The organism is Microcystis sp. M20BS1, from assembly GCF_020245305.1.
GTDB lineage: Bacteria > Cyanobacteriota > Cyanobacteriia > Cyanobacteriales > Microcystaceae > Microcystis > Microcystis ichthyoblabe_A.
The window spans coordinates 1-12632 of sequence record NZ_JADBUZ010000188.1 but is presented as its reverse complement, the minus strand read 5'-3'; the positions used below and the strand labels follow the sequence as shown (position 1 = coordinate 12632).

Sequence of the window (12632 nt, the reverse complement as noted above, 5' to 3'; positions counted from 1 at the left end):
GACACCTAGTAAGAAGTGGAAAATGACTAACTGGTAGGGACCACCGTTGTATAACCACTCATCTAAGGAAGCTGCTTCCCAGATGGGGTAGAAGTGGAGTCCAATCGCGTTGGAAGAGGGAACAACCGCACCGGAGATGATGTTGTTTCCGTAGAGTAGAGAACCAGCTACAGGCTCGCGAATACCGTCGATATCTACGGGAGGAGCGGCGATAAAGGCGATGATGAAGCAGGTGGTGGCGGTGAGCAGGGTGGGGATCATGATCACACCGAACCAGCCGACATAAAGACGGTTGTTGGTGCTGGTAATCCACTGGCAGAACTGCTCCCACAGGGAAGCGCTCTCGCGCTGTTGTAAGGTGGTGGTCATTGGTTTATGAGTGCGGTTTTATTGATTTATGATGTTCTCATCTTAAGGGTAATGTAACGGTTTGTAAAGAAGTTTGACGATATTGTTACTTATGCTATTGATAAGCTGAGGTTATGTTAGGTTAGTTGGTCGCACTACCGACAATGAACTATGAAGCACCTTTTGTTTTAAGCCGGATGCGATCGCTTGTCCCGTTCGATCTTACCAGCGATCGCATCTAGTCTTGCTTTGATTCTGGTCATCCACTGGTTAAACTCGGCCGATTGCCGATTGATCGCTTCCTTGCGTTGTCTTATCTCATCGGTTGTTTTTTCGGGGGCCTCTAACCGGATATTTAATTCTGTAATCATCATTGCCTCAAGTATCCATGGATTCTTTACGGCAGGGAACTTGACATATTAATCAATGGGAATCACCCTCTTTACGGAAATTTTGCCGTTGACATCCTCACCACCTTAAAATGGACGGCAATACCACCCAAAAACCATGAAGCGCCTTTTCCTTTTAGCCGTAGGGTGCGTTCCCTAAGATGGCTCATACTACTCCACCGATAGATTTTTGGGAACGCACCCTGCACATTCATTGAAGCTGTGAGTTTAAGTGCGGTCGCTGATCTTATAGCGTTTCCTGTTCGCAAGAGGTACATTATCGATGTTGAAAAGCTTAATTAGCAAAGGTTTAAATGTGCCACACAGGTGTGAGAACTGATATAATAAGCTACATTAACAACAATACTTAAAGAAAAGGCTTAAAGATGATCAGTAACAAGGGTAAAAAAACAAGTCGCTCCTGGTGTTTTTGCCCGACGATAGGCTCTCTTGGGTTTGGTGGGTAAAATGTATTCTAAGATACAGTCCTGCGGGCGAGCGAGTGAAACGAACCACAAAGACACAAAGGACACAAAGATTGATCGCTCTTATATAATTTAAACTTATCACACAAGGTCGAGAAGAGCCGACGATATTGCAGATTATAATTAATGAAACAGGTTTTGTTGCTATAGGGATTCGTTTTGTCCAACCATTACCGATGAAGATGATTGGCAACCTTGCCAAGAATTAGTGGTACAATTACCAAATAAACAGTAATTTTTTCCATAAGTATCTAAGCACAATTAATTACACATCTAAGCCACTACTCCGTCAGACTTCTGCTGTGAGTAAACAGTGAACTGAAAACTCAAATCCGATCCCTAATAGCTTTATCCCGTCTCCCGTCTCCTGTCTCCCATTTCCCATCTCCTGTCTCCTGTCTCGACTAGGAAATTAGTTTTGCACGACTACTTAACCCTAATCCCTCACCCCCAATAGGATTATGATGCACGGTTTTATTCCCCCTCATCGTTATTTTCCCTATCTTACTTGGACTGATATAGATTCAATGCTAGATAAGGAAAATGTGGTAATTATTCAACCCATCGGTGCGATCGAACAACACGGACCCCATCTCCCTATTGCTGTCGATGCTGCCATTAGTTTAGGGGTTTTGGGCAAAGCTTTCGAGAAATTAAATACAAATGTTCCCGCCTTTGCTTTACCCTGTCTCTACTACGGAAAATCTAACGAACATTGGTCTTTCCCCGGCACGATTACCCTCTCGGCAGCCACCTTATTAACCCTCATTCAAGAGATAGCTGAAAGTCTCTATCGTTCGGGGTTTCGCAAGTTAGTATTAATGAACTCTCACGGCGGACAACCGCAAGTTATGGAAATTGCCGCTAGAGATATTCACCAACAATATCCCGATTTTTTAGTATTTCCTTTTTTCACTTGGCGAGTTCCCCACAATGCGGCTGAATTATTCTCGGAATATGAATTAGAATACGGTATTCATGCAGGAGATGTGGAAACTAGCATTATGTTATCATTACTGCCAGAACAGGTCAAAATTGAGCGGGCTGTCCGAGAATATCCCCAGGGTTTGCCAGAAAATAGTTTATTAACTATGGAAGGAAAATTACCCTTTGCTTGGTTAACTAAGGAATTAACTAAAAGTGGAGTGATGGGAGATGCTACTAATGCAAGTAAAGAAAAAGGCGATCGATTATTAGAATCCGTTGCTAATGGTTGGGTACAGGCGATCATTGATGTTTATCGATTCCGTCAACCGAAGTTATATTAACTGCCTATTGTTAATTTTATTACAAGGTCTAAAACTCCATCTCCCTTCTCCTTTAATTCGGGAATTTGATTACTATCTTTTATTAGCATCGATAGAGAAAATTTTAACCAGATAGTGATAGTTTTTAGCATAACTATATAATCTCAATTATGAGCTTTATTTTTGAGATTTTAGAAATTTTGTAACCAGTAATAAAAAGAAAACAAACGACATTTTTTACCATATTTTTTGTACAGGATAAGAATCGAAAACAGAATCAACACCCAGGATAATTAGGTTTTCTGTAATTGCTTGAGAAATCAATAAACGATCAAACGGATCTTTGTGATAATAAGGTAAGGTGTCTAATGTCCAAATATGAGATAATTTCAGGGGTAAAATCTGCACATCATTAATTTTAGTTTGATCTTTAACTATTTCCGAGAGAGAAATATCTAAATTTAATTTGCCTAACTGTACTTTGATCTGTATTTCCCAGACACTGACCAAACTCAAGAAAAGAAGATTATTTCTATCTTCTAGTATCTTAATTGCTGATGAGGAAAGCTGAGGAGAATTCTGGGAAAATTAGATTAAAGTGTGACTATCTAAGAGAATATTCATGAGTCAAAATTCCAGAAATTATCGGGTAAGGGTTGATTGAAATCATCACTCATCCAAATTTTTCCCTGATGCAACCCAAAGACTCGTTTTTTAGGGGAAGATAAAGGCTCCTTTTCCTCCGTGAGAGCTTCTACATATTCTAAGATTTGTTTTTGTTTATCTAGAGGAATTTCCTGTAGCTTGTTAATAATGCTTTCTGTAATTTTATTGCCAGAAATAGTCATGGTTTTCTCAATATATACTGAAATCTACGATGCAAGCTTCATGATAGCATTTTAAACATAAATAAAGTTAATTTTTGTAGAACCACTTCCCCAACTTGTTTAAGAGAGTTCCTGCAAAAATCACAAATCTTCCGTGAGGAGACTCCGAGACAGTCCAGAGGAGGAGAAAAAAGACAAGAAACAACTATCCCGTCCATAAAACCCAAGATTATGTCAAATTTATCTGAGGTTTTCGATATTTTGAGCCGATAGCACCTCGAAAACTTACTTTTACAGGAGGTTTAAGCTAAATTAATCCTATTGTTAAGGATATTAGCCACAGCAGTTATCTTAATGAGCAGGTACGAAGTTTTCGTTTTCGGGAGTCGGTCTTCCATACCAAATTAGATTACACTTCATCTTTATGAGAAACACTGTAACAGACAGAAATTAGCTGTTTCAGTCCACTAGGGCTGCTGACTTAGAAAAAATTGCGTTAGAATTAAAGAAATATTACAAGTGATTGACAAAAATGAGCAAGCCTGATATAGAAACCATTGCCCTGCAGTTAGAAAGCAGCAACTCCAAAGATCGTCTGCTGGCCTTGGCATCCCTGCGAGAAGTGACCCCGGAGGAAGCTGTACCCTTGATCAAAAAAGTCCTTTATGATGAAATGCTGCCAGTGCGATCGATGGCTGTCTTTGCTTTGGGAGTCAAACAAACCGAGGAATGCTTTCCTATCCTCGTGGATTTGTTAGCCAATGATGCCGATTATGGCATTCGCGCCGATGCTGCGGGGGCCTTAGGTTATTTAGAAGATATTCGCGCTTTTGAACCCCTACAACGAGCTTTTTACGAAGATACGCAATGGTTAGTCCGCTTCAGTGCTGCCGTCGCTTTGGGCAATTTACGCGATATTCGGGCTAAACAGGTGTTATTATCGGCTCTCGATAGTAACGAAGCGGTTATTCAACAGGCCGCTATTGCCGCTCTTGGGGAAATCAAAGCAGTGGAAACCGTCGAGAAGCTTTTAACCTTTGTTAACTCCGATGACTGGTTAATCCGGCAGCGATTAGCGGAAGCTTTAGGCCAGCTTCCGGCGGAAAAAACGATCGCAGCCTTAAAATTTTTGGTCAAGGACGAACATCCACAAGTGCGGGAAGCAGCCCGTTTATCTTTGCAAAAATTGGCCAACGTCTAGGTATAGGATAGAATAAATAATCTATTCTTCCAGAGCGATCGATCTTTGCCTACAGCCATTCATGGACATTCAAGAATTTATTAATCTCTGTGCGGGTAAATGGTTTTCTCAGCGCACCAGTTATCAATTAGCTGCCCAAAAAGTTGCCAATAATAAAGCAGAAATCACCATCGATTTGCTGGCTGCCGATGCTGCCGATGTGGTGCAATTATGTTTAGGAAATAACTGTCAGTCCCAAGCGAATCTAGGGGGATGGAAAACGACTTGGGATAATTCCGTGGACTATGGACAACCGAAAAAAATCGGTTCTAGCTATTTAGTTTGGCTACCCTCAGAAAATTCTTGGCAAGGAAAATTAATCACAGCGGTCGGTAAATCGGCAGCGCTGGGAGAATATCATCTCAGAAGCGATCAAGCTTTAACTTTAACCATCGAGGACAATCACCATCGTATCGAGGAAAGAATCTGGTTTGCTAGTCCTAATCTGAGATTGCGTACCAGTATTATTCAGTCGGCCAATGGCGATCGCCAAACGGTTTTCTATTCGGAAATTCGCAAAATGGTTGCTTCTTAAGTAGGGTCTGCTGAAAAAGTTTGTTGGTGGGGTTAGGGTGTGGGGTGTGGGGTGTGGGGTGTAGGGTTTTACCGATTTTCATCTGGTCAATTACCTAATTTTCAGGGAAAAAGTGCCTAAATTTCCCCCCCCGATCACCCCAAGGTCTGGCACTTTTTGATGGGGAAAAAGTCTAAAAACCTTATCCAACAAGGTTTTTAGATTTATTCAGCAAACTCTAAGTAGTTGCTATCCCCAATCTCTGAGGTGGGGAAGAGAGGATTAATCTTCCACCACTCCAGTCAAATCCTCCTAACGTCGGCCGCGTCTGCTGCTGCCGAAACCACTGCGACTAGGGGTACGACGGGAACCAGAGGAACCGAAACTAGGAGAACGTTTGACATTATCAGATTTACCCGAATTCTTCAGGGTACTGGAACCATAACCGGAACCACTGGGTTTTGTGGTGGTGGTGCTGCTGCGATTGGGACTAGAGGGAGTATTGCTAGGATAACGACGTAAATTGCCGGTAGAACGGAGAGTTTGCCGGTTTTTGACTGCCGGAGGTGGACTATTATGTTTAGTCCGGTATTGATCCACTGCCTGATTATAGGTGGAACCGTAACCACCAAAACCGGTCATCACACCCCCCGGAGTATAGAGGGGAGGAACGTAGTATTGAGGACGAAAGAGCAAACTACCCAAAGCTTGACCAGCAACAGCACCGAAAAAAGGACTCCAAAAACTCGATTCTTGTCGAATCACCACGGTTTCCTGTTGTCCGGTTTGGGGATTGTTCCGCACTTCCGTGACATTATGGACATACTCAATTTTAAAATCTTCGGTCATGTACAGGGTAGCCTGATCACCGTTGATTTCTACTGCGGTTTTTTCCCCTTTAGCGATAGCTTCATCGCTTAATCTAGCCATTTGCAGGTTAGTGGTGCGAAAGAGGGGAGAAGTCCCCCCGGGGGTGTTTAACAGCATTAAGGTATAAGTGCCATCTCCGTCATCGTAGGTAGCTTGTTGCACCTCGTAGCGACCGCTACTAACCTGATTGGATTCTCGTCTTACATTACTGTTATTAGCTGACGGTGACTGAGTTTGATTTGACGAGGAACCACAGGCCACCGTTGTGCAACAAAGGGTAAGAATTAAAAAGATTGTCGTTACTTGGCGCAGCATAAGGGCAAAATTAAGACTATAAAGGCAGCAATTCGGGGAAATTGAGTAATAGTTGCTCATTGGTCAATTCATCTCCCAATTGAGCAGGAGAAAAATGTACCTGAATCGCACGCAGCCGACCTTGGTAGTGAAGGTTAATTATTGATTTTAAACCATCTTCCAGGGCCTCTCGATCGGCTAGGCTAGTTTCTAAAGCAGCACTCTCACCCTCGAAGGCTATTGTGATCATAACAACTAAGTTATCGGTGACGGGTAAAGTTAAGGGTTCGTTTTCCCCCAACTGTGAAGACACCGATTCACTTAGGTATCTGGCCGCGGAATCGGTAAACAGTTCGTTAACGTAGTCTCCCGCTTCCCCCTCATGCCAAAAAACATCGCCCTCATTAGCCACAGAAAACCAATAGAGGTTCATCTGCAGCAGATTTTGACAAATTTCTACTAAACCCTCTCCCATGACCTCTAAATCGCCTTCGGAATCGATCGCCTCCCGGCCGGCACGATTAAGAATACCGATCAGCGGTGCGATTTCTTGGCCGTAGAGATGCAAAAATAAGCGACAGACCACATAGCGAGTTCTACCCGCAAATTTCTTGAAGCGATCGCCTAAAGAACTCATAATAGACCTCTGGTAAAAATCAAAAATTGTCGTTAAGGTTAGGAGTCAGTAGTCAGGAGATAGGAGACTTTTTTTTATTTATTCTTCCCAATTCCCACTTCCCACTTCCCACTTTCAAGTCAGTAGTCTTGAAGCCATCAGCTAGATCAAGATGATAATCAAGTAAACAGCCAAAAAAGCCACCAGCTTTTATTTATTTTGCCATTTTCTAGGGTTCTATGCCTTGATGTCCTGTTAACAGTCTATAATGACTTAGAATCCTATTGGTGTGAGCAAATGGCTGTCCAACTACAACAAGCTTTAGTGGTTGCTTCCTATATCTTGAAACAGCGTCTAGCAGGAAAAAAGCGTTTTCCCTTAGTTTTAATGCTAGAACCCCTATTTCGCTGTAATTTAGCCTGTACTGGCTGCGGCAAGATTCAACATCCCCCGGAAATCCTCCGCAATCATCTTACCCCGGCAGAATGTTTCGCAGCGGTGGAAGAATGCGGAGTTCCCGTGGTTTCCATCCCCGGGGGTGAGCCGCTTTTACATCCACAAATCGATGAAATTGTCAAGGGGTTAGTGGACAGAAAAAAATTCGTCTATCTGTGTACCAATGCCCTGTTATTGGAAAAAAGCCTAGATAAATTTACTCCTTCACCCTATCTTACCTTTAGTGTCCATCTGGATGGTCTCAAAGAACATCACGATCGCTGTGTGGATCGAAAGGGAGTATTCGATAAGGCAGTAAAAGGGATTAAAGCGGCGAAAGCGAGAGGTTTTCGGGTTACTACTAATACCACGGTTTTTGAAGGCACAGATCCGCGAGAAATGCAGGAATTTTTCGATTTTCTTGCTACTTTGGGCATCGATGGCATGATGATTTCCCCCGGTTACAGTTATGAGTGGGCCCCGGATCAAGATAGTTTCTTGAAACGGGAGCAAACTAGAGCTTTATTCCGAGAAATTCTCTCACCCTGGAAATCAGGTCAGAAAAAGTGGAATTTTAACCATAATCCTCTCTTTCTCGATTTTCTCATCGGTGAACAAGACTATGAATGCACCCCTTGGGGTAGTCCTAGCTATAGTCTTTTAGGATGGCAAAAACCCTGTTATCTGCTCAACGAAGGTCATTACAAAAGCTTTCGGGAACTTTTAGCAGAAACCAATTGGGATAACTACGGTCGGGCTAGTGGCAATCCTCAATGTGCCGATTGTATGGTACATTGCGGCTATGAACCGACCGCGGCCATGGCAGCTTTTAAACCGGCTAATATGAGACGTGCCATGCAGAGTTTAATCGGAGTCTAATCTAGGGTCTGCTGAATAAATCTAAAAACCTTGTTGGATAAGAATTTTAGACTTTTTTCCCATCAAAAAGTGCCAGACCTTGGGGGGATCGGGGGGGGAAATTTAGGCTCTTTTTCCCTGAAAATTAGGTAATTGACCCCCTGAAAATGGGTAAAACCCCACACCCCACACCCCACACCCCACACCCTACCCCCAGGAAAAACTTTTTCAGCAGACCCTAATCCTAAACTGATTCTAACCAGACGGCGGGGACTTGACTAGGGCGATCGGGTAATTGCATCCACCCCATTTCGCACAGACGAATTACCGAACTTAATTTTTCTACCAAAGCGGGATCGAAACGAATCCCGCTATAATTTTGACAGCGCTCTAGGGCCTCTCCTAAATCTAGAGCTAGTCGGTCGCCTCGCGGTTGAGTTAATTCCTGAAAATAGGCTGATAATCCTAAAATTCGCGACTCTAGGCTGATTTCTTCCCCTTTTAAACCGTTGGGAACCCCGCTACCATCCCAGTATTCAAACTCATGGTAAATAATCTGTTGAATTGGGGCTAATTCGGGCATAGTGGCGAGTAATTGTGCGCCTAACACCGATCGATCCCGCCAAAATAACGCATTTGCTCCCTCTAACTGACTGGCACGCTGTCTAAAAACTTCGATCGGAGCCTCCGCTAGACCGATGCGGTATAATAAACCAGCTAATCGTAAGCGTCGTAATCTCAGGGTGGGTAAATCGAGCAATTGTCCCAACATTTCCGCTAAAGCGGCCACCTGTAGGGAAGCAAGGGGATTATCAATATCTCTTTCATCGACTTTTTGGGCCATTCTTAGAAAAGCTTGCAGTTTATTAGCGGCTAAATTTTTATTTAAACGGGATGCTTGTCCTTCTAAGTCGCTTAATTCTCGCGCTTGTCTGCTGACGGTGACTAACTGCTGTTGACTGGTTTGCAGATAGGTGACAATGCGAGAGACTACTCCGGTTAAATCCGTGGGAATGGGATTAATATTTTGACTAATTTCCTGCTGTTGTCTGCTTAAATCGGCCGCTAGACTGGGATTATAGGGATGCAGACGCTCAATTAAGATCCTAGCGGCTTTTTCAACTAAATCGCGATCGAATGTCCATAAACCGTAGAATTTTCGCTCCGTGTCTATTTGGGGTTGACTATCGGACCGGTATTCTTCTGGGGATAACTCATGACAGAGTACCATGGAGGCGTAATCGGGGGAAAGAATGATTAAATTCCACTCATTCACCAAACTATCGCTATTATCTAAGTTCACTAGCGAAACATTCTCTAAACTGCCGGTTTTATGCTCAGAAAAACCACTATCGGCCACGGCAGCGATCGCAATATGACGAGAAGAGCGAGCAATATCTAAATAGCGCTCTGCTTCCTGTAAATACCATTTTCCCTGTTGAAAGGTGACTAAAACCAGTGGTTTATTTGTACTGTCTGGGCTGCTAGTTTGCAAAATATGATCTTCAAGAGCATGACAGAGGGCCACCAGGGTATTCTTAAAATAGACCCCGTAACTGCTGGGTAATCTTCCCGATGAAGCTATTTTTAACTGTTGTAAGCTGGATCCTACGGTCATAAGTGGCAAGATTAGGGGGAGTGGGGAGTGGGGTGTGGGGAGTGGGGAGAATAAATAAAAATAATCTCCTGATTTCTGACTCCTGATTACTGATGACTGATGACTGACTCCTCATAGCTTTTTACTTAATTTTATCTCAAATGTCAGGGACTCTTAACAGGTAAATTGGAGGCTTAACAGTTTACTTGGGCCCCTAGGGTATCTAAAGCCAAAATTTTGGCACTGGAGTTAATCCCCACTTCCTCCCAAGCATTGGTCATCTCTGTGGCTGTTTTTTGGGCATTGTCGGGGTTAGTTAAAGCTAATAGGCTCGGACCTGCGCCACTAATTACCATCCCGTAAGCACCCCCATTAATGGCGGCTTTTTTCACCTTTTCGTAACCCGGGATCAAAGATTGGCGATAGGGTTGATGCAGTTTATCCTCTAGGGCAATTCTCAGCCAATCGCCGTTACCCGTCTCTAATCCCCGCAATAATAAACCCAAGCGGGAAATATTGAAAATAGCCTCCTGACGGCTAATTTTTTCGGGTAAAACCGCCCTAGCTTTTGCCGTAGCCAGTTCAAAATCGGGAATCGCTAGGACGGGAATGAGATTTTTTTGCCAAAATACTTGACAAATAGCCCAATTTGTGCTATCACCTGCCGATAGCTGACAGTTGCCCCGCAAAGCCGGCACCACATTATCTGGATGGCCCTCCAAGTTGATCGCTAATGCTTCGATTTCCCCCATAGATAAAGGATTTCCCGCGCATTGATTGGCAGCCACTAACCCACCGATAATAGCAGTGGCAGAACTACCTAAACCTCTAGCCAGGGGAACCCCTAAACCGATCTCGATGGCGATAGGGGGCGGATTCTGTCCTATTTTTTGATAAACTTGCAAAAAAGAAGTGTAGATTAAATTATCAGCACCTTGGCTAACTTTAGCTGATTCAGTCCCCTTGACAATAATGCTGACAGGGTTAGCTGTCGTTGCCGGCAGCAGGGTAAAAGTAAACTGATTATATAGGGTTAAGGCCGCTCCGAGACAATCGAAGCCGGGCCCAATATTAGCAGTGGTAGCGGGAACTGTTACCGTAAAAGTTGTCATGGTTAAGCTTTTGCCTGAAGATAGCGGCGATTTACCTCCTCCCAGTTAACCACATTCCACCACTGTTTTAAATACTCAGCCCGTTGATTACGATATTTTAAGTAATAGGCGTGTTCCCAAACATCATTGCCCATAATTGGCTGTAATCCCATCATTAGGGGGCTATCTTGGTTAGCAGTGCTGATAATTTCTAGTTGTCCTGACTTATTTAAAACCAACCATGTCCAACCACTACCAAAAAGTTTAGTACCTGCTTGGTTGAAAGCGTTTTTAAATTCCTCGAAACTGCCAAATTTAGCGATTATTGCCGCTCCTATTTCTCCTGTTGGTTCGCCACCGCCATCGGGGGACATAATCTGCCAAAACATCGTATGATTAAGATCGCCGCCGCCATTATTGCGGACAGTGGTGCGAATATCGGCGGGTAAAGAGTCAAGATTTTTAATCAATTCTACTACTGTTTTTTTCTGCAATTCTGGATATTTTGCCACTGCCGTGTTGAGATTATTAACGTAGGCTGCATGGTGTTTATCGTGATGAAATTGCATCGTTTCCTTATCGATATAAGGTTCTAGGGCATCATAGCTATAGGGTAGGGCAATAAGACCATAGGGACCAGTAGCAGCAAAGGCCGGAGGCTTCAAACCAGCAAGAGTGGCTGTGCCAAGGGTGGCACCTAAAAGATAAAGAAATTGACGGCGATCGAGAGACATATTCTCAGAGCAGATGTTACAATGATCAATTATCCTATCGATCGGTACTTCGGGAGACAAAAATTTTTATCGACAGACTCCCAGAAGTAATCAGAATCTAGTGGTAGTTCTCCCTAATTACCATAAACGATAAAAATTTTTCAACAAATGCGGCGGAATTTTTAGATAATAACCAATAATTATTAATTGATTAACTAAGGTAGTTTTGCCAACTCCTAATTTTTGCCAACGTCTTGCTGAGGTAATCACCGCAGTAGAAACTATGGCTATTTTACCCCTTTTTTTCAATCTTTGTATTAATTCAAAATCTTCCATAATTGGTAACTCAGGAAACCCCCCTAAATCGGTCAATATTGAGGCTTTTAAAAATATTCCTTGATCTCCGTAGGGAAGAGAAAACCAGTGAGAACGCCAATTAACTAATTTTTCCACTAAACGCAGGTTTTTTTCCTCTCCATCAATTTTTAATTCAAAAGCCCCCGCTACTATCCCAGATTGAGATAAAGTATTGATAATTTGCTCTTGATAATTTTGGGGGAGTAAAGTATCTCCGTGCAGAAATAACAAAATATCTCCTTTCGCTATTTTGGCTCCTAAATTCATCTGAAATGCACGACCTTTACTCGGTGAAATAATTACTTTTGCTCCCAATTTTTCAGCTATTTCTCTGGTTTTATCTGTACTTCCCCCATCGACAACAATAATTTCTACTCCTTCACCTATCTGTTTTAACGTTGCTGCAATTCTTAACTCCTCATTAAGAGTCGGAATGATAATACTAAGATAATTCATGAGGTTTTGTACTAACTAAAGTCAGAGGATTTAGGGGCAACCATCGGGTAAATTTTCCTACAGATACCGAGGAATTGATTGGGATTGGTAATAAGTAAGTAGTTATAATTAAATAGAAGATAGATTTTGCCTCTGATCCCCCCTGCCCCCCTTAATAAGGCTATCCATTAGTCACATCTTTCTTAACATAAAATTTGACAAAAAGAGAAAAGTGTGCAAGATGGCTCAAGGGGGTTCTATGGGGGGACTAATTTGATGAGATAGTTTCCAAGTCTGGCTGATATCATGTAACCTT

At 42.8% G+C, this 12632-nt stretch carries 14 protein-coding genes and 1 pseudogene; 4 read left to right on the top strand and 11 right to left on the bottom strand.

Annotated features, from left to right (window positions below; genetic code table 11):
* The 3 genes and pseudogenes from IM507_RS18620 to IM507_RS23585 all read right to left on the bottom strand — a co-directional run.
* Positions 1 to 369, bottom strand: a pseudogene (locus IM507_RS18620) (photosystem II q(b) protein); the annotation flags it as partial.
* A gap of 167 nt (positions 370 to 536) precedes the next feature.
* Positions 537 to 722, bottom strand: coding sequence for a hypothetical protein (locus IM507_RS18615; protein ID WP_042790318.1), 186 nt, complete (start codon positions 720 to 722; stop codon positions 537 to 539).
* A gap of 405 nt (positions 723 to 1127) precedes the next feature.
* Positions 1128 to 1307, bottom strand: a complete 180-nt coding sequence (locus IM507_RS23585; RefSeq protein ID WP_306307484.1) for a hypothetical protein — start codon at positions 1305 to 1307, stop codon at positions 1128 to 1130.
* A 376-nt stretch (positions 1308 to 1683) separates the two neighbouring features.
* Between IM507_RS23585 and IM507_RS18610 the strand changes: the two genes are divergently transcribed.
* Complete coding sequence (locus IM507_RS18610; protein ID WP_123230214.1) at positions 1684 to 2490, top strand: creatininase family protein; 807 nt, start codon at positions 1684 to 1686, stop codon at positions 2488 to 2490.
* A gap of 216 nt (positions 2491 to 2706) precedes the next feature.
* On the opposite strand, the gene IM507_RS18605 is transcribed toward IM507_RS18610, so the two are convergent.
* Both IM507_RS18605 and IM507_RS18600 read right to left on the bottom strand, forming a co-directional pair.
* Positions 2707 to 3015: a type II toxin-antitoxin system VapC family toxin gene (locus IM507_RS18605; RefSeq protein ID WP_036394832.1), complete on the bottom strand. Its 309-nt coding sequence runs from the start codon at positions 3013 to 3015 to the stop codon at positions 2707 to 2709.
* A 74-nt stretch (positions 3016 to 3089) separates the two neighbouring features.
* Positions 3090 to 3317, bottom strand: coding sequence for a DUF2281 domain-containing protein (locus IM507_RS18600; protein ID WP_002734460.1), 228 nt, complete (start codon positions 3315 to 3317; stop codon positions 3090 to 3092).
* 511 nt (positions 3318 to 3828) lie between these two features.
* On the opposite strand from IM507_RS18600, the gene IM507_RS18595 reads away from it, so the two are divergent.
* Positions 3829 to 4497, top strand: coding sequence for a HEAT repeat domain-containing protein (locus tag IM507_RS18595; RefSeq protein WP_002733567.1), 669 nt, complete (start codon positions 3829 to 3831; stop codon positions 4495 to 4497).
* 61 nt (positions 4498 to 4558) lie between these two features.
* Positions 4559 to 5071, top strand: a complete 513-nt coding sequence (locus IM507_RS18590) for a phycobiliprotein lyase (protein WP_287637501.1) — start codon at positions 4559 to 4561, stop codon at positions 5069 to 5071.
* 291 nt (positions 5072 to 5362) lie between these two features.
* Here the strand turns inward: IM507_RS18590 and IM507_RS18585 are convergent, their stop codons facing one another.
* Both IM507_RS18585 and IM507_RS18580 read right to left on the bottom strand, forming a co-directional pair.
* Positions 5363 to 6295 (bottom strand): hypothetical protein, encoded by a 933-nt coding sequence (locus IM507_RS18585; RefSeq protein ID WP_287637499.1) that lies wholly within the window; start codon positions 6293 to 6295, stop codon positions 5363 to 5365.
* Positions 6252 to 6851, bottom strand: a complete 600-nt coding sequence (locus IM507_RS18580; protein WP_002731690.1) for a DUF1517 domain-containing protein — start codon at positions 6849 to 6851, stop codon at positions 6252 to 6254. Before IM507_RS18580 ends, IM507_RS18585 begins: the two co-directional genes overlap by 44 nt.
* 276 nt (positions 6852 to 7127) lie before the next feature.
* On the opposite strand from IM507_RS18580, the gene hpnH reads away from it, so the two are divergent.
* On the top strand, positions 7128 to 8144 hold the full coding sequence (gene hpnH, locus IM507_RS18575) for an adenosyl-hopene transferase HpnH (RefSeq protein ID WP_069475179.1): 1017 nt from the start codon (positions 7128 to 7130) through the stop codon (positions 8142 to 8144).
* A 223-nt stretch (positions 8145 to 8367) separates the two neighbouring features.
* On the opposite strand, the gene IM507_RS18570 is transcribed toward hpnH, so the two are convergent.
* From IM507_RS18570 to IM507_RS18555, 4 genes are all read right to left on the bottom strand, one after another.
* Positions 8368 to 9741, bottom strand: a complete 1374-nt coding sequence (locus IM507_RS18570; protein ID WP_002752229.1) for an HD domain-containing phosphohydrolase — start codon at positions 9739 to 9741, stop codon at positions 8368 to 8370.
* 173 nt (positions 9742 to 9914) lie between these two features.
* Positions 9915 to 10832, bottom strand: coding sequence for a homoserine kinase (thrB, locus tag IM507_RS18565; protein WP_287637498.1), 918 nt, complete (start codon positions 10830 to 10832; stop codon positions 9915 to 9917).
* 2 nt (positions 10833 to 10834) lie between these two features.
* Positions 10835 to 11545 (bottom strand): superoxide dismutase, encoded by a 711-nt coding sequence (locus IM507_RS18560; RefSeq protein WP_002732557.1) that lies wholly within the window; start codon positions 11543 to 11545, stop codon positions 10835 to 10837.
* Between the two features lie 117 nt (positions 11546 to 11662).
* Positions 11663 to 12337 (bottom strand): TIGR04283 family arsenosugar biosynthesis glycosyltransferase, encoded by a 675-nt coding sequence (locus IM507_RS18555; RefSeq protein ID WP_123230217.1) that lies wholly within the window; start codon positions 12335 to 12337, stop codon positions 11663 to 11665.
* Between the last annotated feature and the right edge of the window lie 295 nt (positions 12338 to 12632).

Coding starts and splice junctions, on each gene's coding strand:
- IM507_RS18615 (WP_042790318.1), bottom strand. CDS start 722: ATGATGATTACAGAATTAAATATCCGGTTAGAGGCCCCCGAAAAAACA.
- IM507_RS18610 (WP_123230214.1), top strand. CDS start 1,684: ATGATGCACGGTTTTATTCCCCCTCATCGTTATTTTCCCTATCTTACT.
- IM507_RS18600 (WP_002734460.1), bottom strand. CDS start 3,317: ATGACTATTTCTGGCAATAAAATTACAGAAAGCATTATTAACAAGCTA.
- IM507_RS18595 (WP_002733567.1), top strand. CDS start 3,829: ATGAGCAAGCCTGATATAGAAACCATTGCCCTGCAGTTAGAAAGCAGC.
- IM507_RS18590 (WP_287637501.1), top strand. CDS start 4,559: ATGGACATTCAAGAATTTATTAATCTCTGTGCGGGTAAATGGTTTTCT.
- IM507_RS18585 (WP_287637499.1), bottom strand. CDS start 6,295: ATGAGCAACTATTACTCAATTTCCCCGAATTGCTGCCTTTATAGTCTT.
- IM507_RS18580 (WP_002731690.1), bottom strand. CDS start 6,851: ATGAGTTCTTTAGGCGATCGCTTCAAGAAATTTGCGGGTAGAACTCGC.
- hpnH (WP_069475179.1), top strand. CDS start 7,128: ATGGCTGTCCAACTACAACAAGCTTTAGTGGTTGCTTCCTATATCTTG.
- IM507_RS18570 (WP_002752229.1), bottom strand. CDS start 9,741: ATGACCGTAGGATCCAGCTTACAACAGTTAAAAATAGCTTCATCGGGA.
- thrB (WP_287637498.1), bottom strand. CDS start 10,832: ATGACAACTTTTACGGTAACAGTTCCCGCTACCACTGCTAATATTGGG.
- IM507_RS18560 (WP_002732557.1), bottom strand. CDS start 11,545: ATGTCTCTCGATCGCCGTCAATTTCTTTATCTTTTAGGTGCCACCCTT.
- IM507_RS18555 (WP_123230217.1), bottom strand. CDS start 12,337: ATGAATTATCTTAGTATTATCATTCCGACTCTTAATGAGGAGTTAAGA.